This is a genomic window from Streptomyces sp. NPDC057743, from assembly GCF_042798755.1.
In the GTDB taxonomy this organism is placed as follows: Bacteria; Actinomycetota; Actinomycetes; order Streptomycetales; family Streptomycetaceae; genus Streptomyces.
The window spans coordinates 310,877-332,636 of record NZ_JBHVJX010000003.1 but is presented as its reverse complement, the minus strand read 5'-3'; the positions used below and the strand labels follow the sequence as shown (position 1 = coordinate 332,636).

Sequence of the window (21,760 nt, the reverse complement as noted above, 5' to 3'; positions counted from 1 at the left end):
GTGGGCGCTCCACCGCGGTGAAGTCGACGACGGCGCCCGCTCGGCTCCAGCCCTCCAACGAACCGCCCCATCACGCAAGTTGGCTTTTCCCCGGCGGCATAAGGGGGGTACCGGAGATCCCCTTGCTCTGAGGGCAAGGGGGTTCCCGGTCGGGTCCCGGCGACCCCACCGTGGCCTCGTTCGTCTCCAGTCGGCCGACGAGTTCCCGCCCACACCGAGGTGCGGTGCGGCCCCACGACACGACCTCGACGGCCTCTCCCCTCATCTTGACCCCGGCGTCATCAGCCGGGCGAGAAGGAGTCTTTATGATTCTGCGGAATCGCAGGACGCCGCTGAGAGCCACCCAAGCGCCCCCGACACCGCCGCGGCGGTGTCGACCCAAGGCGCTCGCCGGTCTCGCGGCCGCCGCCTGCCTGGCCTTCCCGCTGGCCGGCACGGCCGCGGCCGCGCCCGCCGAACAGGCGCGGAGCTACGGCTCCAAGCTCGACTTCACCGAGCTGACCCAGGAGCAGGACCAGTGGTGCTGGGTGGCGACGGGCCTGTCGGTGGCCCAACACCTGGGCTACGGAAAGGACACCGACCAGAACACGTTCTGCAACCTCGCCCACGGCCAGGACGGCGGCTCTGCCTGCCCCAACCAGCCCGGCGAACTCACCGACGTGCAGAACGCCTGGTCCGGCCTCGGCATGAGCCCCGGCAACGTCACGGGCGTCATCCCCTTCTCCACGGTCACCTCGTCCATCGACGCCAACTCCCCGGTGGAGGTCGGCATTTACTGGACCGCGGGCGGTGGCCACGCCAACGTCCTGTACGGCTACGACTCCGCCAGCAACACGATGCTGTACGCCGACCCCTGGCCCTCCAACCCCCGCTACGGCGAGATGGACTACTCGACCTACGTCAGCAACAACCAGTTCAACTGGGCCGAGTCCCTGTACGGAGAGAAGTGAGTGAGATGACCGACAACTCCCCCTCTCGCCTCCACCGCACCGGCGGCGCGGCGCTCGCCGCCGGCCTCTGCGCGCTCGCGCTGCTACCCCCCACCACCGCCTTCGCCGCCGGCAACGCCAACACCCCTACCTCGCTTGCCGGTTCGGTGCAGGCCGCCGACCGCGCCGCGGCCGAACGGACGCTCGACAGTCGGGCCACCACGAACAGACTGGCCTCCTTCTTCGTCCACCTGCGCGAGCACCAGGCATCGAAGCGCGGCACCATAGCCGACGCGAGGGTGACACCACAGGACGCCGCGGCGCAGGCGCCGGAGCGGGTCGGCTCCGCCGTGCCCGTCTACTCCCTGGACCCCGGCTTCGTCCGCGGCGACCAGGCATCGGCGCCGGTCGCCCGCTTCTCCTACCTGGCCGCCGAGGCCCGTTCGGCGACCGGCGCGGAGGCGACGGTGTGGACCGTGCGCGACGCCCGCACCCACAAGTGGGTCGTCGCCAACATCCTTTCCGGCGCCGACGAGTTGACGTACACGCACCGGGCCGGGGGCGCCGCGGTCTTCACCGAACCGCAGATCGCCGCCTGGTACAAGCTGTCGGGAAACCGGGTACTGCCGCTCAATGACAGCGCCCGACAGTCGGTAGGCGCCCACGGAGTGACGACGCAGGCGTACTGGAAGCTCGTCCACACCCGGTACGCGGACAAGTTGGCCGGTTCGGAGTACCAGCGCTCCGGGAAGCTCGGCGGCTTCTCCCCGCGCACGGGATCCGTCGCGGCCGCCGCGCCGAACTCAGCGCCCGACTCCTCGGTCGCGGCAACCGCCGCGGCGGGCGGCGCACTTCTCCTCGGCGGCGCCTACCTCCTCCACCGCCGCCGTCGCGGAGCAACTCCCGCGTAGCACCCGCTCCCAGCCGCCCCCTCCGACAGCCCGTGCCCGGCCCGCCGGCCCTTCCCCACCCGATGGCGGTCCGGGCACGGGTGTTGACCCCGGCTCGCCGCCGAGGCGAGCGGAAGCTGGCGCCGCTATGCCTCTGGGGGCCACGCACGGCGACCCGTACTCGGCAACGAAGGCGGGAAGCCGGTCATCTGAGCCCCCCTTGGTCCCGCAGATACGCTCCCGCACGCGCCGCGGCCGCGGTGGCCTTGGCGGCCCGGTCCGCGGCGGCCTCATCGAGCCGGTCGTCGCTGGTCAGCAGGCGGTAGTAGAGCGGGGCGGAGACGGCACGGATCACCTCGTGCGCGTCGGTGCCCTCGGGCACCTCGCCCCGGTCGATGGCCTGCCGGACACAGGGTGCCCACTCCTCGACCCGGATGTCGTAGAAGCGGTGCAGCGCTTCGGCCGCCTTCTCGTCGCAGGTGGCGGCCGCGATCATCGCCTTGAACAGCGCCCCCTGCCGCGGATCGGCCAAAGTCCGCTGCACGAGCCGGGCGTTGGCCTTGAGGTCGCCGAGCAGCGAGCCGGTCTCGGTGCGCGGCAGTGACTGCTCGGCCATGTCCAACAACAGGTCGGCCACGAGGCTGGTCACCGTTCCCCAGCGGCGGTAGACGGTCGTCTTGCCCACCTCGGCGCGGCGCGCGATGTCGGCGAGGTCCAGGTGCGCAAAACCCCGCTCCGCCAGGGCGTCCCCGGCCGCCTGGAGCACCGCCGCCCTCACCCGCGCCGTGCGTCCGCCGGGGCGCACGGTCCCCGGATCCGCGCCCTCAAATCCCATAACGGGTCTCCTGTTCCGTTAGTTGTGGACTCCTGCTACCTTAAGCCCCACGCTAACGGAACGGCAGACCCATTAGATAGGGGTCTGCGGACGAGGGAGGAACTGCCATGGAATACAGGCGGCTGGGCGCGTCCGGACTGAAGGTCCCCGCACTGAGCTTCGGCGCCGGCACCTTCGGCGGCCAGGGGCCGCTGTTCGGCGCCTGGGGGAACACCGACGGGCGCGAGGCGCGCCGCCTCGTGGACATCTGCCTCGACGCCGGGATCACGATGTTCGACACCGCCGACGTCTACTCCGGCGGCGCGTCCGAGGAGGTGCTGGGCGAGGCGATCAAGGGCCGCAGGGACCAGGTGATCGTTTCCACCAAGACCAGCCTGCCGATGGGCGACGGCCCAGGCGACGCGGGCTCCTCCCGCTCGCGGTTGATCAGGGCGTGCGAGGACGCCCTGCGCCGGCTCGGCACCGACTACATCGACCTGTTCCAACTGCACGCCTTCGACGCCGGCACGCCCGTCGAGGAAGTCCTGTCCACGCTCGACGATCTCGTCCGGGCGGGAAAGATCCGCTACCTCGGAGTCTCCAACTTCTCCGGCTGGCAGGCGATGAAGTCCCTCGCGGTCGCGGAGAAGCATGGCCATCCGCGCTACGTGGGGCACCAGGTCTACTACTCCCTCGTCGGCCGCGACTACGAATGGGAGTTGATGCCCCTCGGCCTCGACCAGGGGCTGGGGGCACTCGTCTGGAGCCCGCTCGGCTGGGGACGGCTCACCGGCAAGATCCGCCGCGGCCAGCCGCTACCAGCCACCAGTCGACTGCACGACACGGCCGACTACGGCCCGCCCGTCGAGGACGAACACCTCTACCGCGTGGTCGACGCCCTCAGCGAGATCGCCCAGGAGACCGGCAAAACCATCCCCCAAATCGCCATCAACTGGCTGCTGCAGCGGCCGACGGTTTCCTCCGTCATCATCGGCGCCCGCAACGAGGAGCAACTCCGTCAGAACCTCGGCGCCGTCGGCTGGACGCTCACGCCCGGCCAGATGGCGAAACTCGATGCGGCGAGCGCCAAGACGGCGCCCTACCCGTACTTCCCCTACCAGCGCCAGGAGGGCTTCGCCCGACTCAACCCACCCGTGGTGGGGATCGCGCCTCCGCCCGCTGCATGACACCGGCGGCACGTAGCTGGCACAGACAGGCAAACTGGCGGGCGCGGCGGACCCCAGGCTCCGCCGCGCCCCCTCCGATTGGCCATCAGGAGGGTGGCCAGCATGACTGCTTCGGGGCCGGTTACACAAACCGGATCCGGAGCCGTTCCGGGGTGCGGTGTGGGCGACCGTTCAACGGGTGAATTCCCTTTCGAGGAAGGGGTGTTGAGGTGGTGGTCGGTACCGTTCCTCGGCTCCCGCTCCAGACCGTTTCCCCACAACAGGCCGTAAAACGGAACCAGTTCGGACCACGGGCCAGTCCAGCACTGCGACAGGGCCGGCAAAAACATCGCTCGGTCAGGTGATGTTCCGACACTTTGATATGAGCGCAGTGGTTAGGGCTGTGGCAGTGCGCAGCGAGCGCCCGCGGACTGGGCGCTCCGGAGGTGCGAAGGGTCGCGCTTCCGCCGTTGGACGCATCTGCCGGAAGGGATAGGGATCATGAGGATCGCGAAGGTCGCCGCGGGTGTCGTCGGAGTCGCGCTGGCTCTGGGGGCAGTGTCCCCGGCAGTTGCCGCTCCGGTGCCGCACGGTGACGACAATCCACTGCTGGACAGCAACACGGTCAGCAAGTCCACCGTGACGAAGCCGGGGGACATCGTCGACATCAAGGCGATCGTCAACGGGGCGGACAAGGTCGCCAAGAGCCTGGCCACGAAGAACGACCTCGCGTCCAAGACCAACGCCCTCGGCGGGGCGGCCACCCGCTGATCGTCACTGGGTGAAAGCGTCGGCGCCCCCTGCCCGGGGCGCCGAACGCATGTCAGCGCCCGAAAGCCTCCCGCGCGACGGGTCAGGGAGTCGTTCGCGATGGCACGTGCTTCCCCTCCCGCAGGGGGATGCTCACGGCGTATCGCGTGCAGGCATCGCACCTGGTGAGGAGAGTGTGCTCGCAGTTGAGCACGTGCACGAGGAATCGCTCGGCATCCTCAAGTTGCGCTCGCTGCGCCCGAATTCGTCGGAGCTGCCGCTCGATGGCGCCGTCTCTCTCGGGTTCGGCTCGGTGCAGAACCTGTCGGATCTCCGGCAGGCTCATGCCGACGCTCTGGCACGCCCGCAGGACCCGCAAGCGGTGGAGATGCTCCTCGCTGTATTCGCGCTGGCCCGACGGAGTGCGGTCGGGCACAACGACACCCATGTCGTCCCAGTGTCTCAGCACGTGCACCGCCACCCCCAGACGGTGCGCTACCTCTCCGATCTTCATGAGGCCATTATCGTCGCCCTCCCTGCTTGACCTCAGGTCGACCTGAGGTTCTAGCTTCGCCGCATGAGCATGGAGACGAGCACGAGTCTGGGTACGAGCAGGAGCACGAGCGCGAGCGCGCACCAATCGCTACTGCCGGAACCCGTTCACCTCACCGTCGACGGTGCGAGCATCGCAACCTACCTGCTGGTTCCCGAGGGTGGGACTCCGGTGGGGGACGTGGTGTTCTGCCACGGCACGCCGTGGTCGTCAGAGGTATGGGCTCAGGCCGCACGGCACCTCGCCAGCAGTCATCGGGTGTTCTTGTGGGACATGCCTGGCTACGGCCGGTCGACGAAGGATCCGACGGTGCCGGTCGACCTGGCCTCCCAGATGTCGCGGTTCGCCCGGCTGCTTGCGCACTGGCGCGTGGACCGGCCACACGTCGTCGCACACGACATCGGAGGAGCCGTGGCCCTCGGGGCGCACCTGCTCCACGACGCTCCCTACGCGGGCCTGTTCCTGTGGGACGTGGTGACACTCGACCCGTGGGGATCGCCGTTCTTCCGGCTGGTCGCCGACCACGCCGAGGTGTTCACGGAGCTCCCGGCCGCGCTCCACGCGGCCCTGGTCAGGGAGTACATCGCCGGCGCGGCACGCCACCAGTTGACTCCCGGCTGGCTGGACGCCCTGAGCCGGCCGTGGTGGGGAGCGTCGGGCCAGTCGGCCTTCTACCGTCAGATCGCCGCCCTACGGCCTGCACACACCCGGCCGATCGTGGCGCGCCTGGGGGAGGTGAACTGCGCGGTGGCGATCGGCTGGGGCGAGCAGGACCCCTGGATCCCCGTCGACCAGGCAATCCGCCTGCAAGACCTGCTTCCAGGAAGCCCACCCGTGAGCACGCTGGGCGAGGTGGGGCACCTTGCCCCGGTCGAATCGCCGTCGCGGGTGTGCCGGGCTCTGCGTGACTGGCTCACCGGATCATCCTTCAACGAACCGAATTTTCAGGGGAGTTGATGAGTTTGGCGAGCCGTCTCCGTCGACGCGTTCGCGGGCCCGCCCAACAAACCGTTACGGAAAACGATCGTCCGGTACGTACGGTGTGGGGAACGGAAAGTCGCAGCGTTCACCGTGGGCGCGCAGCACGTGCGACACCCTGGGGCGAGAGCGGAGCGAACGATGAAGGCAGCGCGTTTCCACCAGTTCGGGGGCCCGGAGGTCCTTGAGATCGTGGAGCTCCCCGATCCGCATCCGGGCCCCGGTGAGGTCCGGATCGCGGTGCGCGCGGCCGGCGTCAACCCGAGTGACTGGAAGAAGCGCAGGGGCCTGATGGACGAGGGGCTCCCGCAGACACTGGGCTACGAGGCGGCGGGCGTCGTCGACGAACTCGGCGAGGGCGTCGCGGACGTGGCCGTCGGCGACCGGGTGTTCGGCTTCTCCGCCGAGGGGGCAGCCCAGGCCGAGTTGGCGGTGCTGTCCCACTACGCGACGATCCCGCCGCCGCTCGGCTTCCCCGACGCGGCCGCGCTGCCGGCCGCCATCGAGACGGCCACGCGCGCGCTTGACCAACTCGGCGTCGCCAGCGGCAGCACGCTGCTCGTCAACGGAGCCTCTGGCAGCGTGGGGAGTGCTGCCGTACAACTCGCCGTGGTGCGCGGCGCGCGCGTGATCGGCACCGCTAGTCCGGCACACCACGACTACCTCCGCTCCCTGGGGGCCGAGCCTGTCGCCTATGGGGAGGGCCTCGCCGAGCGGGTTCGCGCGCTCGCGCCGGGCGGCGTTGAGCTGGCGCTCGACGTCGCCGGGAGCGGGGTGCTGCCTGAACTCATCGGGCTCGCGGGCGGTCCGGAGCACGTCGTGACGCTCGCCGACTTCGCCGGCGCGCAGGAGCACGGGGTGCGGTTCAGTCGCGGGGACGCGGGCCGCGCGGTCCATGTGCTCGCCGAGATCGGCGAGTTGATCGAGGCCGGGCGCTTCACGCTCCCGGTCGCGCAGACCTTCCCGCTCGCCGAGATCGCCAAGGCGCATCGCGTCAGCGAGGGCGGCCAGGTGCGCGGGAAACTGGTGCTGGTGGTGGAATGAGGCAGTCGCGGTGAGTTGAAGGGACCGCGACCTTGCCTCGCCCGTCGACTACCGCTCCGTTCCCCCGCGTCCGCGCCCCGTGAACCAGTACCGGAAGCGGTGCCGGGACGCGTCGTTGGACGGGTAGGAGCGGTCGTCCTCGTCCGGCTGGCCCGCCACCGTCCAACTCACCGCGGAGACCGCCGGTTCCAACGACAGCCGGCTGACGGCCGCTTCGAGCAGCGAGTCGTCACGCCGCTCGGTGGTGAGCTCCGCGGCGACCGTGACCTTCCCTTCCTCCGCGTCGCGGCTGAACACCGAACGCAACAGGAAGCCGGGCCGCGCGACGGACTGGACGAGCAGGGCCCTGATGTGTGCCTCCTCCGGTTCGGCACACACCGCCTCGAAGTAGTAGTCGGTGGCGACCTCGGCACCGCCGCGTGGCTCCCTGTCCAAGTGCCGGCCCAGCGGCCGCAGTACCAGGTTGGCGCCCACCACCGCAGCCGTGCCGAGCCCCGCCACGACATACAGCCCCGAGCCGGCCAGCGCGCCGACCGCGGCCGAACACCACAACGTGGCCGCCGTGTTGAGCCCGCGTACGCTCAACCCGTCCCGGATGATCACACCGGCGCCGAGGAAGCCGATCCCCGAGACGATCTGGGCCGCGACCCGCGAACCGTCGTACCCCACCGCACTGGTGGCCTGCGCGAAGCCGTAGTTGGACAAAAGGACGAAGAGCGCGGACCCGGCTGCCACCAGTGCGTTCGTCCGCAGCCCCGCCATCCGGGCCCGCCACTGCCGCTCCAGCCCGATCGCGGCGCCGAAGCCCAGCCCGGAAGCGATGTTCTCCACCAACAGCCACTCGTTGATGACGGCCATGGCCCGTACTCCTCGTCCGTTGTCGCCCTTGCTCCCTTTCCCGTGCCGGCTCCTGTATCGGCAGTCCACAGGCAGGTGCTGAACCGCCGGACGTGTCTGAAGAGTCGCTCTCCGCACCGGCGGCGAACGTGCCTGTCGTGCTGTCCTGCTCCGGGCTAGTGGCGGGTGACCGAGCGGATCCAGGCGAGCTGCTGCGAGACCTCCCCGGCCTCGGCGATCTGCTCGCGGTCGGAGCCGTCAAAGACGCCGAGGAGGGTTTCGCTGCCGTTGGGGGCGATGCTCATCACCGGGCCTCCGGAGTCGCCGCCGGCGGGAATCCCGGACACCTTCTCCATGCAGAAGTCCGAGCCGCCGGGCGCCGTGTGGCCCTCGCACCGGGGGTCGTCCGGCCGTACGACCCGCAGGTCCGACTGCTTGAGCACGGGGGACTGACAGGCGTTCTCGTCGCCGGTGCAGGTGGCGCCCCACCCGTACTGGCGCACGACCTGGCCGGGGTGGACGCCGGCCGTCGCCAGGCGCGCCGTGCGGACCTTCATCGGCGGGACCTTGACGAGCATCATGTCGGCCTGCGCGCTTCCCGTGCGTTTGCCGGGAACCGGGCGGACCGTGGTGCCCTTGCGTATGTCGAGGTTGCCGACCCGGAACGAGATCCGCTTGTCCGCGATCGGCTGCGCCTGCTCGAAGAAGCAGTGCGAGGCGCTGATGATCCACTGGGGCGTCACCGCCGTCCCCGTGCACGCCGGCCTATCGTCGACGAGCATGCGCACCGCCCACGGTCCGTAGGTACTCTTCGCCCCGCCGATGACGGCGTTGGCCGGCGCGGACGACATCGCCGCGGCTGTCACCAGAAGTAGGGCGGCCAGCAGCGGTACACGTACGCGACGCATCATGTGCATCAACTCCTCCTGTTGGGGCGTGTATTGGTGGAGATGCCCCGTCGAGTCGAAAAGTTCCGAACGGGGAGGGCGCCTGCGCGAGGTCGGTGCGGAACCGCATCGATTTCTCATCGATTCACGAAGGTCATTGCCGTGGGGCGCACTTCGGCACACAATGCGCATGTCAAATCCGGAGTGACGGAGGACACTGCCGCCGTGTAACTCCGGACCAGAGTTGAGAGGACCCCACATGTCTCGACCTCTCGTCGGCGCCCTGGCCACCACCGTGTTGGGCGCCGCCGCCCTGGTCACCGCCGCCACCCCGGCGGGCGCCGCCCCGGCCGATGCCGTCGCGCACCACAAGCCGAAGCCCCCACACACCAAGGCGGTTGACTTCGCCGGCACGGTGGCGTTGGACGACTGCTCCGGCTCGATCGTCAAGATGCCCACCTCGCAGCCGAACGACCCGGCGTTGGTGATGACCAACGGCCACTGTCTGGAGAGCGGGATGCCGTCCGCGGGCCAGGTGATAGTCGACCAGCCCTCCAGCCGTGACTTCACCGTCCTGGACAAGTCGGCCGGCGAACTCGGCTCGTTGCAGGCGACCAAGGTCGTCTACTCCACGATGACCGACACCGACGTGACGCTGTATCAAACCAGTTCCACATACGCGCAGATCGAGCAGAAGTACGGCATCAAGCCGCTGGAGGTCTCCACCGACCATCCCGCCAAGGGCGCCGGGATAACGGTCGTCTCCGGGTACTGGAAGAAGACCTACACCTGTGGCATCGACGGCTTCGTGCCCACGCTCAAGGAGGGTGACTGGACCTGGAAGGACTCGGTCCGTTACACCTCGGAGTGCAAGGTGATCGGCGGGACCTCAGGGTCGCCGGTGGTCGACAACAGCACCGGCAAGATCACCGCCATCAACAACACCACCAACGAGAGCGGCGAGCGCTGCACCCTCAACAACCCGTGCGAGGTGGACGCGAACGGCAACGTCACGATCCACAAGGGCACCGGCTACGCCGAGGAGACCTACTTCATCCCCAAGTGCTTCGGCGCCGGCAACAAGTTGGACCTGAACGGCGCGGGCTGCACCCTGCCCAAGCCGTCGGGCGCCCGCCGCTGACGACGCCGACCGGCGGTCGGTGAGCGTTGGTCGCCGCTCGGCACGTGGTCAGGTCCCGTGCACCGCGTGCACGGGACCTGAGCTTGGGTGCGACGGCCGGTGGCGCGAGGCCGGCACCCGTCACGTACAGATCTGTGGCAAGTTGAATACTGTGTCTTCCAAGACTTTGATGGGACATTGAACCCTGTGTCTTCGGAGATGAAGCCAGTCATCGGTGAACTGACCACTCCTGACGTCGCCCCCGCGGCCGGGCGCCGCGCAGGGCCCATGACCGTCGGGGTCGAGGAGGAATTCCTCCTGATCGACCCCGAAACGCGGACTCTGGCACCCGTAGCGGAAGCCGTCATCGCCAAGGCTTCACCGCTCCTCGGTGACCACGTCACCCCCGAACTGACGCGCTATCAAGTCGAATCGCGCACCGAACCGCACACCAGCCTGACCGACCTCGCCGAGCAACTACACGCCATGCGGCTGCACTTGGCCCGGGCCGCCACCGCCAGCGGCGCGCGGCTGGTCTCCAGCGGCGCCCCCGTCCTCCTTCCCGCCGGCCCTCCGCCGTTGTCTTCCGGCGAACGGTACGTTCGCAGCGCCGCCCAGTTCGCCGCCCTCGACGACGAACAGGTCTCCTGCGCCTGCCACATCCACATCGGCTTCGACGACCGAGACCTTGCCCTGCAAGTCAGCAACCACCTGCGCCTCTGGCTGCCCGCACTGATCACACTGGCCGCGAACTCGCCGTTCTGGGGCGGCCGTGACACCGGATACGCGAGCTGGCGCACCATCGCCTGGAACCGATGGCCGGTCGCCGGCCCCCCGCCGTACTTCGACTCCACCGGCCACTACGACGACCTGGTCGCCACCTTGATCAGCACGGGCGCCGTCCTGGACCACAGCGGCGTCTACTGGGACATCCGCCCCTCCCACCACCTGCCCACCCTGGAAATCCGGGTCGCCGACGCCGCGCTGACCGTCAACCACACCATCCTGCTCGCCGCCCTCGTGCGGGCCGCGGCAGCGACGGCCCTGGAGGCCGTGCACCGTCGCGAGCCCGCGGTCCGGCCCGACCCACACCTCTTGCGGGCCGCCCACTGGCGAGCGGCCCGCGACGGCCTCGCCGGCGAAGCCGTCAGCCTCGGCCACCCGCACCACCGCCTCGAACCCGCCCAGCACCACCTGCGGGACTTCCTGACGTGGCTGCGCACCGCCCTCCACCGCCACAACGACCTACAACACCTCGAAGCGCTGGCGTCCCACCTGCAACACCACGGCACGGGCGCATCGCACCAACGCCGCGCATACCAAAGACGCCACCGCTTCACCGACGTTGTCGACAACCTGGTGACCCTTACCCTCGCCCCACCCATCTCCCGACAACTCTAGGAGCGCGGGCGGGTCAGGACGCCGGATGCCTGGGCACTTCACCAGGCGACTGTCTGGCCGCGGTAGTCGAGGTACTGCAGGCCGGCGCGGCCGCGTTGGGCGTCGATGACCGTGACGAGGCTGGGGACGCTCTCGCCGGGAGTGAGGCGGGCGTTGGGGCCGCCGAGTTCGGTCTTGACCCAACCAGGTGCCATCAGCAACAGCGTTCGGCGGTCGTCACGGTGCCGGGCGGCGTAGCTGCGCATGAGTTGGTTGAGGGCGGACTTGCTGGCTCGGTAGATCTCGAAGCCGCCGCGTTCGTTGTTGGCGATGCTGCCCTGGCCGGAGGACATGATGGCGACGGTGCCGTGGGGTTCGACCAGCCCGCCGAGCGTCTCGACGACCCGCATCGGGCTCAACGCGTTGGTGACCATCAGCCGGGTGAACTCCTCGGTCGTGACGTCGGCGCTGGTCTCCTCCGGACGGTTGGTGACGCCCGCGTTCACGAAGAGCAGATCGAAGCTGCGGGCAGCGAGCCGGTCGCGGAGCGCCTGGACCTGCTCGGGCGCGTTGATGTCCACCTGTTCGATCTCCAGCCGGCCACCGGCGGAGTCCTGCAACGCGTGCAGGGCGGTGCGGCCCGGGCCGCGGACGGTCGCCACGACCCGGGACCCTCGGTCGAGGTATTCCGCGGCGAGCGCATACCCCAGGCCGCGCGAGGCGCCGATGAGGAGAACGGTCGTGTGCGGTGAGGGCGTGCTCATGACTGCTCCTTGAGGTGGTCCGCAATCCCCGCAACTGACTGGGTGCCTGTCCCGGCGGGGAGTTGGCCGAGGCCGTAGAGGGACTCGGCGTTGGCATGGGCGATCTTGTGTCGATCGTCGGGGTTGGGAAGCGTGTGCAGGAAGTCGGTGAGGGTTGCGGCGTCGAGCCGGTGGAACGGGTAGTCCCCGGAGAGCAGGATGCGGTCGATGGTCGTGTAGTCCAGCGCGTGACGGAGCAGACGCGGAGTCAGCATGCCGCTGGTCGCGATGTGAATGTTGGTCGCGAAGTATGCGGAGACCCGCCGCTCCAGGTGGGTTGCGATGCGGGAGAGACTGTCGACCCGGTCGAGCGCGAACAGCAGCATCTCACCCCAGTGCCCCAGGACGATCTGGAGGTCCGGATGGCGGTCGAAGGTGCCACGCAGGATGAGACGCAGCGCCGCAAGTCCCGCCTCGATGTGCCATCCCCAACCGAACGTGGCCAACGCGAGATCGAGGGTCGGGCCGAACCCGCGGTAGGACGCCTCCCGGACCGCGTCCGGGGGAATCTGCGGATGGAGGAACATGGGACGCCCCAACTCGACGGCGAGCGCGAGCAGTTCGTCGTATGCGGGGTCGTCCAGCGGGCGCTCACCGCTCCTGCCGTAGGACATGATCCCTACGTGGCCGGGCGCCTTCGCGGTGCGCCGGAGCTCGGCCACCGCCGCGTCCGGGTCGGACATCGGCAACGTCGTCATGGCCCTCAGACGGGTCGGATGGCGACGAACCGCCTCGCTGGCGATGTCGTTCGCCTCACGGCTCAGCGTCACCGCCTCCCGGGCCACAAGCCCATGCGTCCCGGGCGGCGCGACCGACAGGATCTGGACATCGACGCCCGCGGCGTCCATCGCCTCAACTCGCCGCGCACCGATGTCGAGCAGACGCGCGGGAAGATCCCCGCGGTCGTTCAACGCCACGCTCTCGTCGCGCGCACCCACCGGCTGCGACCGCAGTGCCCGGTCGATGTTCGGAGTGGTCCAGTGCTCCTCGATGGCGACGACCCTCATCGCTGCACGCTCCTGCCCACTGCCCCCAGCGGCAACCGTGTTCGGCACACCGCGCGCTCCTTCTGTCATGCCTCTGCGCACCTTCCGTCGTGCGTCTTCCGTCGTGCGTGTCTTCCAACGTGCACGGCTTCCGTCGTGCACCTCCAAGCCTCGGCGACGCGCGGTGCACAGCGGGCCGGATGCGGCGCCAGCTGTAACATCACAACTATGACCCGCCCCTCGATCGCAGATTCCGTCATCCTCGATCCCGAAGACGTGCGAATCCTTCGCGCCCTGCAGATCGATCCGCGGGTTGGCTTCGCGGCCATGGCGACGGTCCTCGGGGTGTCCGAGCTGACCGTCGCCCGCCGCTACCGCCGCCTGCGGCGGGCCGGGCTGGTCCGGGTGATCGGGGTGGTGGACCCGGGGGCGCTCGGACAGAGCCGGTGGATGGTGCGCCTGCGTTGCCGGCCAGGCAGTGGTACCGCCATCGCCGAGGCGCTTGCGCAACGCGACGACATCAGTTGGGTCGCCCTGAGCGCGGCCGGATCCGAGGTCACCTGTGCCGTGCGCTCACGATCAGCGCAGCAGCGGGACGACCTGCTCGGCCGGCGACTTCCCCGCACCGCCGCCGTGCTCGACCTCCAGGCTTCCGTGATGCTCCGTCAATTCCTAGGCGGGCGTGGACATTACTGGGCCGCGCTCGCCGGAACTCTGACCCCCGAGCAGGAGTCCGCCCTCGGGCCCGGTTCCGGGGGCGGGACTGTCGATCGACCGTTCATCGAGCAGCCGGTGGTGCGCGCGCACCCGGCAGAGCTCGACGCCCATGACGAGAGACTGCTCGCGACCCTCGCCGCCGACGGACGGGCCAGTCTCGTCGACCTCGCAGCCGCGGCCGACCTCACCCCGGGCCGGGCGTCAAGACGCCTACAGGCACTGCTCGCCAACGGCGTGGTCCACATCGACGTCGAGATCGCACCGATCGCCCTCGGATACCGGGCCCGGGCGAACCTCTGGTTGCGGGTCCATCCGGCCGAGATCAAGGCCGTCGGGCGGGCGATGGCGCAGATGCCGGAGGTGGGCTTCGCCGCCGCGGTCTCCGGACCGCACAACCTCCACGCCGTCGTCCACTGCCACGACCTCGACAGGCTCTTCGAGTTCAGTACCGAACGCGTGGGAACCCTGCCCGGAGTCGAAGGCATGGAGATCAGCCCCGTCTCCCGTCAAGTCAAGCAGGCCGGAACCCGCGTGGACGGTGATCGCCTGAGCGAGCCGTCGGGCGGCGAATAGGGGCGCCCTTGAGGGCAGTCGCCTCGGCGGCCCTGATCCGCGCCTTCTTGTCGACCCGTCAGCAGCATGGGTTGAACGGCCGTCGACTGCTGACGTGGCTGCTGACTGCTGGTCAGTTTCCTGGGTGAACTGCTCGTGTGGGATGGGCAGTTGGAACGGTTAGTAGTGGAGTTCCGGGTGTCAGAGGGCCTTGCGCAGGAGTTCTCCGAATTCGGTGGGGTGAGTGGTCAGGCCCGTGTGCCCGCCGGGGAAGTGTTGGGCTTCGGTGCCGAGTTGCCGGGCCAGAGAGGTGACTGTCCGGTGGGGGAGTTCGCCGTATGAGTCCTGGCCGCAGGCGAGTACGAGCCTTTCCGAAGCCGCCTTGAGCTGCGGAACGTCGGGGACGTAGGTCATGAAGCTGGGGACGATGCGTTCGACGAAGTACGGGAGGTTGGCCATCGTGCGTTCGGCTCGCGCCGCTGCCTGGGGCGGCAGCTTCATCTCGGGTTGCGGCTCGGGGGCGTTGTCGTCGCCCTCCTTCCTCAACCCCGCGGCGAAGACCGCCATCGCCGGCATCAGCCCCTGGGTGCGGAACGTCTCCTTGACGCGCGAGGGGAGCGCGCGGTGCCTGGCGGCATCGGGCAGGACCTCGACGACGGGGGGTTCGTGGGCGACAAGGCGTTCGATGCGTTCGGGGTGGGTGGTGAGCAGGTGCAGCGCGGCGATGGCACCGGAGCTCATGGCGAAGATCCGGGCCGGTTGGTTGGGGGAGAGCAGGTCCAGCAACCGGCGGGCGTCGTCGGCGTGTTCGGCCACGTGCTGCTCGGCGTCCGGGTCGTTCAGGGTGCTGTGCGATATGCCGCGCGGGTCGTAAGTGGCCACGGTGTAGTGCGCGGCCAGGTCGTCGGCGACGGCGTCGAAGGAGGCCGTGCCGCCGCTCCCGCCGGGTATCAGCAGCAACAGGGGGCCCTGGCCACGTACTTCGTAGTAGAGGGTTGCGCCGTTGACGGGCAGGGTGCCGTTGGTGGGGTCGGTCATCACAGGTCTTCTTCCGGTGTGGGCCAGTTCTTGAGGAGGGTGTGGAGGGCGTCGAGGTTGCGCGCCCAGGAGCGCTGCGGTGGGCGGTCGTGTCCGAAGCCGCCGGTGGCCTCCAGGGCGACGAAGCCGTGGAAGGTGCTACGCAACAGCCGGACCGCGTCGGTGAGATCGGGCTCGGCCAGTCCGTAGCCGCGCAGCATGCCGTAGGTCAGCTCGATCGCGCGTCGCGGGCCGGGCGCCTGCCGCGCCAGTTCGGGGTCGATGTTGATCCGGGTCTGCGTTGCCATGTAGCGGCCCGGATGCTGGTGGGCGTACTCCCGCCAGGCGTTGGCGAACGCGACCAACGCGTCCCTGCCCGCCCGCCCGGCAGTCGCCTCCGCGATCCGCAACGTCTTCTCGTCCGCCGCCAACAGCGCGATCCGGCCGCGGAGATCCTCCAGGCTGCGGACGTGCGTGTAGAGGCTCGCGTCCTTCACGCCGAGCCGCCGTGCCACCCGCGACATGCTCACCTGGTCGAAGCCGACCTCGTCCGCCAACTCGGCACCCGCGCTCGTTACTCGCTCCGCCGTCAGCCCCGCCCGCGCCATGGTTTCTCCTCACTTCCTAGGGGCCCTAGTTATAAACTAGGGCCCCTAGGAAGTGCAAGCGAGAAGATCTTGACGGCTTTAGGTCACTCGGTGGGTAATTTGCTGCTGAGGGTGGGGTGTTGAGGGGGCCCGCACGGGGGGCCTCAGGCGTAGGTGCATCCCCCTGGAGTCCCCTTGGTGGCCTATGGCGTGAGCCCCTCGGGCCCGGGGCTCGGGCGGTCGGAGGATGGAGCGGGGAGATCCAGTCGAAGCAGGGCATTCGAGGTCACAGCGTCCGCCGGACGGTAGGCCCAGATGCTGTGGCCCTCGCTTCCGGGCAGCTCCAGGACATGGTGGTTGAGCGTGAGGGGCCCGACGCGCGGGTGCCGGAGGAGTTTGCGCTCCATCGCCTTCTCGTAGACGTGGTGCTCGTGCCAAGAAGCAGTGAACTCGCTGCTGTGGGCCGCCAGTTCGTCCACCAGTTCCGTCAAACGGGAAGCGCCCGGCTCGTAGCCGGCCTGGGCACGTAGGGTTGCCGCCATGCAGTGGGCGAGTTCGGGCCAGTCAACGAAGAACGACGGTGCCTGAGGGGCGAGGAAGACCATGCGGGCGTAGTTGTCCCGGGGCTCCAGCCCCTCGTGGAGGAGCGCGCCGGCTGCATTGCTGCCCACGATGTCGAGCCACCGGTTCATCAGGAGGGCGGGCACCGCCATGGAGTCGAGCAGTTGGCGCACGTCCGCCCAGCGCGTCCTGTTCATGCCGGCAGTCGATGGGTTGGCAACTGCCTCTCCGGTGGCGAGTACCCGCAGGTGACGCGCGGCCGCGGCGTCCAGCAGCAGCGCCTCGCTCAGCCCGTCCATCACCGCGCGGGACGGCCGTCGCTCCCTTCCCTGTTCGAGACGCACGTAGTAGTCGGTGCTGATGCCCGCCAGGAGTGCCACCTCGTCCCGCCGCAGGCCCGGCACGTGGCGCCTCGCCCCCGGGGCCAGCCGGTGCTGTTCGGGACGCACCTGCTCCCGCCTGGCGCGTAGGAAACCCGCCAGTGGCCCGCCGCCTCCGCTGTCTTTGCTCAACACCCTGCTCAAGACCTCCATGTCGGCAGCATAAGGAGGCGCAGTCCGCCGCAGCGCGGAGTCATGGCCGCGCACGTCGCGTGGGTGTGCCACTCCTACCCGGCCGGCCAGCCGGAATGGCTACCGTGCCGATGCATTCCAACGCGTGCCGGGGACGCGTGGCCCCAGGCAACCACGCCGCCTTGCCGCCAGACCCAGAAACAGGCACAGAAGCAGGCACGGAGCCAGGCACAGAACCGGCCACAGAACCGGTCACAGAGCCAAGCGCAGAACATGGAAGAAGGAGAGCAGTTGATGTTCGTCATCACCGGTGCCAGTGGGCGTACCGGGCGGGCCGCCGCCGTGCGCCTGCTGGCGCAGGGGCATCCCGTCCGAGCCGTCGGCCGTGCGGCCCGTCGGCTAGACGACCTCGCCGAGCGGGGCGCCGAGGTGTGGGAAGCCGATCAGGCCGATACCGCTGCGCTGACAGACGCGTTCCGCGGCGCGGCGGGCGTTTACGCAGTGATCCAGCCCAACTACATCCCCGATCACCCCGACTTCGGCGCCTTCCAGGACCGGGTGGCGACCTCCCTTGCCGAGGCGGTCGCCGCGTCCGGTGTGACCCGCGTCGTCGGGCTCAGTAGTTGGGGAGCTCAACACGCCGCGGGCACCGGCCCGGTAGCCGGGCTCCACAGGTTCGAGCAGCGCCTCTCGACCGTGCCTGGCGTGGACGCACTGTGGTTGCGGGCCGGCTACTTCATGGAGAACCTGCTGGAGCACGTCGATTCCGTCAGGGAACTCCACCGCATCAGTGCCCCGTTCGACCCCGACCTTCCGTTGCCCTTCGTCAGCACGCGTGACATCGGCGATCGAGCCGCGGACGAACTGGCCAACGGGAGGTGGCGCGGTAGGGAGATCCTGGAGCTTCAGGGCGAACGTGAGGTGAGCATGCGGGAGGCGACGGACCTGATCGCGAAGGCCGTCGGCGTCGACGACCTCGCCTACGAACAGGTCAGCATCGACCGCTTCCACGCGGAACTCCGGAGGATGGGCGTGTCCGCCAACGTCGCGGACATGATGGCCGAGGTCGGCACGTCACTCAACCTGCGGCACACGCGCATGCAGCAGCCCCGTTCCACCCGTACCTCCACCCCGACCTCCCTCGAACGGTTCGTGGCGGAGGAATTCGCTCCCCGGTACCGCGCGACCGGGACGAAGTGAACGTCCTGCCGGGGGCGTCGCTGCGCATCCGTACCTGACACGCGGGCGAGGACCTGATGGGAGCTCAACTACCCTCCCCTGGTGCGCTCCTGACGCGCAGGACGCTTGTGTAGGGCGTGTTGTCCGGGCGGGTGTAGCGGGCGCTCTTCTGTTGCCACGACACCATGGAGGAGACCGGATACCTGAGGTCGTGTGCGAACCGGAGGGCGCGGGCGCTCTCTTCGGGGGTGAGGCCGCTCCGGCGGCACGCCGTCCGCATCCGCGACTGTTGGAGGAGCATGTTGTCGCAGGCTTCGAGTACGGCGGCGATGGTGCGCTCGACGGCCTCCCGGCGCGTGCAGCCGAGCTCCCGCTCGAAGACGAAGACGAGGTTGTGGTGGTCCCCGGCCGCTTCCTCCTTGGTCTGCGAGTAGAGGTCGTTGATGTAGCAGATGGCGTCGTTCGTCGAGTCGAAGAGCGAGCGGAAGGCGGGGACGGCGCGCATTCTGGCGGTGGTGTGGTAGCCGTTGGCCACCTCGATGAGGTCGGTCATCAGGTGAACGGCACCGGTCCTTCTCCGGAAGTCACGGTACGCGCGGTGGCTCAGCGGTTTTCGGTTCGCCCTGTTGCCTGACTCCTCCATGGTCGAACTGAGGAAGATGGCCCAATCCCGGGTCAGGCGGGCGTGGTTCTCCGTCGGGCAGCGCTCCTTCTCCCTGGTGATTACGTCATGGAGCGCCAGGAGGAAGGGGGAGGCGTGGGCGGGCACTACGCCGGTTTCCAGGTAGGTGAGGAGCGGCTCGCCGACTGACTGGGCGTAGCGGAAGTCGGTGGATGTCTCGCCCACGTGGAGATCGTCGTAGATGGTGCACCAGTTGAAGGCGTTGACCGCGAGTTCCAGGCCGTCTGCCGGTGCGTCGGGCAGCCATCCCGCGACCAACAGGGCGATGTCCCACGAACGGTAGCGCCGCTCGTCGTTCGGGGTCGAGATGAGCCCGGTCCGCCTGGCCCAGGCAAGATCCCGTTGTCTGGCGGTGGCGAGGTGCGCGTTGAGGCGCAGGGGGAACGGAACGGTGATGCTCGGGCAGTTCATGTGCACCTCCCATGTGCTGACTTGCGCTCCGAGTCGTGGTCATCGGGTGTCCGTCGCGTTCACGAGGTCCTCCGGGTGACGGTGTCGACCAGGCGGCTCAGATGGGGGAGGGCAGCGGGCGTGATGACTGGACTGGTGTTGAGAGCGTCGAGGGCGGCCTGTCGGCGCTGGTCGATGAGGTCTTCGATGTGGGCGCGGGCACCGCAGGCGGTGAGGACGTCGCGGATCTGCGCGGCTTCGGCCTCGGTGAGGTGCGGGTTGGCGAGGAGGCGGTGCAACAGGTCCCGGTCGCCCGGTGCGGCGTCGTGCAGGGCGAGGGCGATGAGCAGGGTGTGTTTGCCCTCGCGGAGGTCGTCCAGGCGTGACTTGCCCGTCACTTGGGGATCGCCGAAGACGCCCAGAAGGTCGTCACGGAGTTGGAAGGCTTCCCCCAGTGGCAGGGCGTAGGCGGACAAGGCATCCAGTAACTGCGGGGACGCTCCGGCGAGGACCGCGCCGAAGTGCAGGGGGCGCTCACAGGTGTACTTGGCGGTCTTGTAGCGGATGATCGCCCGGGCCCGCTCGATGTCGCCGCTGGGGCGTCCGGTGGCGTCCACGTCGAGGTACTGGCCGTACAGCACCTCGGAGCGCATGGCGTCCAACAGAGGTAATACGCGCAGTAGTTGGGGAGGGGAGAGGCGGGCGGTGTGGAGGAGTTCGTCGCTGAAGGCCAGGGCGAAGTCCCCGACGAGAATCGCGGTGTTGGCGCCGAAGCGATCGGCTGCCCGCCCGGGGTGGTCCGCGGCGTGACGGTCGGCGAAGGCGCGGTGGACGGTGGGCTTGCCGCGACGGGTGGCGGAGTCGTCCATGACGTCGTCGTGGACCAGGCAGAAGGCGTGGAATACCTCCAACGCGGCGGCCACCTGGAGCACCGAACGGGGTGGGGGAGCGGCGCCGCCGGCGGCGTACCAGCCGAGGGCGCACAGCATCGGGCGCAGCCGCTTGCCGCCGGCGGCGAGGAAGTCCCTTAAGGCCGCAGGGACTTCACCGGGCAGGCTGCCTGCGCCGGCGTCGGCCTGCTTGCGGTCCAGGAACGCGGTCAGGAGCGCGTCGATGCGGCAGCGGACCGCGGGCAGGTCGAGTTCGCCGGTCGCGAGGACTGTCGGGATGGTTGGGGGCACGGGTGGCACCTGAGGAACGAACGTCATGTGTCATTGCCTTGCGTTGCGCTGGCCGAGGAGCCCAGCGCCCGGTCGTGGGTCGACCGGGCGCGGGACGGGCGGTCGCCCAGGCTCCCGACACCTCAGGCAACTCGCCCTGCCGCAGGGTGGCAACCCTTGACGGCGTTGCATGACGGCATGTCACAACATCTCCACACCCGACCAAGCGCATGGCGCGCGCCGTGCAAGGCAATCTGTTCCTCATCGATCACAGTCGTCCCGGCACGGCCCGGTGGTGTTCCATGGCGACTGTGGCAACCGGCTGAAGGCGCGAACCCGTGCGCGCAAGCGGCACGTTGGGTAGCGAGCGCCCCGAACGGAAGCCGGGGCAAGGCCGTCGCCGGCGTGCAGGAGGGCGCCAGGGCCGTTTCCGGTTGGCGCCTCAGCTGCGGGTCAGCGTGCGGCCGAGGAGGGGGAGCAGGCGGTCCCAATGCCGTTGCAGGGCAGCGGAGTTGAAGGCTTCCGTGTCGGACATGGTGAAGCCGTGGAGGGTGCCGGGGTAGACCTCGGAGGTGTAGTCGAGGCCCGCGGTGTCCAGGGCTCGGTTGAGCTCGGTGAGGGCCTCGGGCGTCAGGTCGGTTGCGGCGTGGCCGAGGTGGATCTGGGCGGTGAGCTTGGCGAGGAGACGCTCGTCGGTGTCCACGGGGCAGTGGAATCCGGCGAGGGCGGCCACCCGGTCGGGGTGGGCCGCGGCGGTGCGCATCGCCAGGAGACCGCCTATGCAGTAGCCGGTCACCGCGACCGGTCCGGTGCTGACCTCGGGCTGGGACGCGAGGAATTGGAGGTAGGCGTCGGCGTCGCGCAGGATGCGTTCGGCGGTGTGCGCCTGGATCAAGGGCATGAACTGCTCGACGAGCGCGGGTCGGAGGTCCTCTCCGATGTGCTCGGGGAGCTCGATTACCGGCGTCGGGCCGTGCCGGTAGAAGAAGTTGGGGACGAGCACGTAGTACCCGTGCCCGGCCAGTTCGCAGGCCAGGTCCCGCAGCACGGGCCGGATGCCGAAGGCGTCCGCGTAGAGCAGCACCCCCGGGTGCCGCCCGTCGCCGTCGGGGAAGGCGGCGAATCCGTCGGCCCGGCCGTCCGTGGTGGGAATCTGAACCGTCTTGAGGGGCAAGTCTTTCCTTTCCGTTGCTTCCGTGGGCTGCTGCCTTGGTGTCCACTCAACTAGCGTTAGTTGCACCAACGTTGTCGATCCGGGTGACCGTA

The 21,760-nt window shown here is 69.3% G+C and carries 22 protein-coding genes; 10 read left to right on the top strand and 12 right to left on the bottom strand.

Translation table 11 applies throughout. The annotated features are described in order from the left end of the window. Positions 1-305: 305 nt before the first annotated feature. Both ACFVFQ_RS05190 and ACFVFQ_RS05185 read left to right on the top strand, forming a co-directional pair. A complete protein-coding gene (locus ACFVFQ_RS05190) occupies positions 306-950 on the top strand; it encodes a papain-like cysteine protease family protein (protein WP_383408896.1) in 645 nt (214 codons plus the stop codon). A 5-nt stretch (positions 951-955) separates the two neighbouring features. Continuing rightward, positions 956-1,840 (top strand): hypothetical protein, encoded by an 885-nt coding sequence (locus tag ACFVFQ_RS05185; RefSeq protein ID WP_383408893.1) that lies wholly within the window; start codon positions 956-958, stop codon positions 1,838-1,840. Between the two features lie 184 nt (positions 1,841-2,024). Here the strand turns inward: ACFVFQ_RS05185 and ACFVFQ_RS05180 are convergent, their stop codons facing one another. Next, on the bottom strand, positions 2,025-2,654 hold the full coding sequence (locus ACFVFQ_RS05180; RefSeq protein WP_383408891.1) for a TetR/AcrR family transcriptional regulator: 630 nt from the start codon (positions 2,652-2,654) through the stop codon (positions 2,025-2,027). Between the two features lie 107 nt (positions 2,655-2,761). Between ACFVFQ_RS05180 and ACFVFQ_RS05175 the strand changes: the two genes are divergently transcribed. Together ACFVFQ_RS05175 and ACFVFQ_RS05170 are read left to right on the top strand one after the other, a co-directional pair. Further along, positions 2,762-3,820: an aldo/keto reductase gene (locus ACFVFQ_RS05175; protein WP_383408889.1), complete on the top strand. Its 1,059-nt coding sequence runs from the start codon at positions 2,762-2,764 to the stop codon at positions 3,818-3,820. A 480-nt stretch (positions 3,821-4,300) separates the two neighbouring features. Then, positions 4,301-4,570, top strand: coding sequence for a hypothetical protein (locus ACFVFQ_RS05170; protein ID WP_383408886.1), 270 nt, complete (start codon positions 4,301-4,303; stop codon positions 4,568-4,570). An 82-nt stretch (positions 4,571-4,652) separates the two neighbouring features. Here ACFVFQ_RS05170 and ACFVFQ_RS05165 read toward each other — a convergent pair whose 3' ends face one another. After that, positions 4,653-5,063, bottom strand: a complete 411-nt coding sequence (locus ACFVFQ_RS05165) for a MerR family transcriptional regulator (RefSeq protein WP_383408883.1) — start codon at positions 5,061-5,063, stop codon at positions 4,653-4,655. A 63-nt stretch (positions 5,064-5,126) separates the two neighbouring features. Between ACFVFQ_RS05165 and ACFVFQ_RS05160 the strand changes: the two genes are divergently transcribed. Next, positions 5,127-6,059, top strand: coding sequence for an alpha/beta fold hydrolase (locus ACFVFQ_RS05160; RefSeq protein ID WP_383408880.1), 933 nt, complete (start codon positions 5,127-5,129; stop codon positions 6,057-6,059). Positions 6,060-6,221: 162 nt separating this feature from the next. Further along, complete coding sequence (locus ACFVFQ_RS05155; protein WP_383408877.1) at positions 6,222-7,124, top strand: NADP-dependent oxidoreductase; 903 nt, start codon at positions 6,222-6,224, stop codon at positions 7,122-7,124. 48 nt (positions 7,125-7,172) lie between these two features. Here the strand turns inward: ACFVFQ_RS05155 and ACFVFQ_RS05150 are convergent, their stop codons facing one another. After that, entirely contained in the window at positions 7,173-7,982 is an 810-nt protein-coding gene (locus tag ACFVFQ_RS05150; protein ID WP_383408874.1) for an MgtC/SapB family protein, read from the bottom strand. Positions 7,983-8,137: 155 nt separating this feature from the next. Beyond that, positions 8,138-8,872 (bottom strand): S1 family peptidase, encoded by a 735-nt coding sequence (locus ACFVFQ_RS05145; RefSeq protein ID WP_383408971.1) that lies wholly within the window; start codon positions 8,870-8,872, stop codon positions 8,138-8,140. A 235-nt stretch (positions 8,873-9,107) separates the two neighbouring features. Between ACFVFQ_RS05145 and ACFVFQ_RS05140 the strand changes: the two genes are divergently transcribed. Next, complete coding sequence (locus ACFVFQ_RS05140) at positions 9,108-9,989, top strand: serine protease (protein WP_383408871.1); 882 nt, start codon at positions 9,108-9,110, stop codon at positions 9,987-9,989. A gap of 186 nt (positions 9,990-10,175) precedes the next feature. Further along, positions 10,176-11,369, top strand: coding sequence for a glutamate--cysteine ligase (locus tag ACFVFQ_RS05135; RefSeq protein ID WP_383408868.1), 1,194 nt, complete (start codon positions 10,176-10,178; stop codon positions 11,367-11,369). 38 nt (positions 11,370-11,407) lie between these two features. On the opposite strand, the gene ACFVFQ_RS05130 is transcribed toward ACFVFQ_RS05135, so the two are convergent. Next, the gene (locus ACFVFQ_RS05130) at positions 11,408-12,112 is read right to left on the bottom strand and encodes an SDR family NAD(P)-dependent oxidoreductase (protein WP_383408865.1); all 705 of its coding nucleotides are present in this window, start codon (positions 12,110-12,112) and stop codon (positions 11,408-11,410) included. After that, a complete protein-coding gene (locus tag ACFVFQ_RS05125; protein WP_383408862.1) occupies positions 12,109-13,158 on the bottom strand; it encodes an amidohydrolase family protein in 1,050 nt (349 codons plus the stop codon). The genes ACFVFQ_RS05130 and ACFVFQ_RS05125 overlap by 4 nt, the downstream gene beginning before the upstream one ends. Before the next feature lie 207 nt (positions 13,159-13,365). On the opposite strand from ACFVFQ_RS05125, the gene ACFVFQ_RS05120 reads away from it, so the two are divergent. After that, positions 13,366-14,427, top strand: coding sequence for an Lrp/AsnC family transcriptional regulator (locus ACFVFQ_RS05120; RefSeq protein WP_383408859.1), 1,062 nt, complete (start codon positions 13,366-13,368; stop codon positions 14,425-14,427). A 180-nt stretch (positions 14,428-14,607) separates the two neighbouring features. On the opposite strand, the gene ACFVFQ_RS05115 is transcribed toward ACFVFQ_RS05120, so the two are convergent. From ACFVFQ_RS05115 to ACFVFQ_RS05105, 3 genes are all read right to left on the bottom strand, one after another. Further along, positions 14,608-15,444, bottom strand: a complete 837-nt coding sequence (locus tag ACFVFQ_RS05115) for an alpha/beta fold hydrolase (RefSeq protein WP_383408856.1) — start codon at positions 15,442-15,444, stop codon at positions 14,608-14,610. Then, positions 15,444-16,031, bottom strand: coding sequence for a TetR/AcrR family transcriptional regulator (locus tag ACFVFQ_RS05110; RefSeq protein WP_383408853.1), 588 nt, complete (start codon positions 16,029-16,031; stop codon positions 15,444-15,446). The genes ACFVFQ_RS05115 and ACFVFQ_RS05110 overlap by 1 nt, the downstream gene beginning before the upstream one ends. Positions 16,032-16,213: 182 nt before the next feature. Then, positions 16,214-17,104, bottom strand: a complete 891-nt coding sequence (locus tag ACFVFQ_RS05105; protein ID WP_383408850.1) for a helix-turn-helix domain-containing protein — start codon at positions 17,102-17,104, stop codon at positions 16,214-16,216. Between the two features lie 42 nt (positions 17,105-17,146). On the opposite strand from ACFVFQ_RS05105, the gene ACFVFQ_RS05100 reads away from it, so the two are divergent. Next, positions 17,147-18,283: an NAD(P)H-binding protein gene (locus ACFVFQ_RS05100; RefSeq protein WP_383408847.1), complete on the top strand. Its 1,137-nt coding sequence runs from the start codon at positions 17,147-17,149 to the stop codon at positions 18,281-18,283. A gap of 64 nt (positions 18,284-18,347) precedes the next feature. On the opposite strand, the gene ACFVFQ_RS05095 is transcribed toward ACFVFQ_RS05100, so the two are convergent. The 3 genes from ACFVFQ_RS05095 to ACFVFQ_RS05085 form a co-directional block, all read right to left on the bottom strand. Further along, the gene (locus ACFVFQ_RS05095; RefSeq protein WP_383408844.1) at positions 18,348-19,355 is read right to left on the bottom strand and encodes a hypothetical protein; all 1,008 of its coding nucleotides are present in this window, start codon (positions 19,353-19,355) and stop codon (positions 18,348-18,350) included. A 59-nt stretch (positions 19,356-19,414) separates the two neighbouring features. Beyond that, positions 19,415-20,524 carry a polyprenyl synthetase family protein gene (locus ACFVFQ_RS05090; RefSeq protein ID WP_383408968.1) on the bottom strand — a complete coding sequence of 370 codons (1,110 nt, stop codon included), beginning with the start codon at positions 20,522-20,524 and terminating at the stop codon, positions 19,415-19,417. 412 nt (positions 20,525-20,936) lie between these two features. Then, positions 20,937-21,668 (bottom strand): dienelactone hydrolase family protein, encoded by a 732-nt coding sequence (locus ACFVFQ_RS05085; protein ID WP_383408841.1) that lies wholly within the window; start codon positions 21,666-21,668, stop codon positions 20,937-20,939. Positions 21,669-21,760 lie beyond the last annotated feature (92 nt).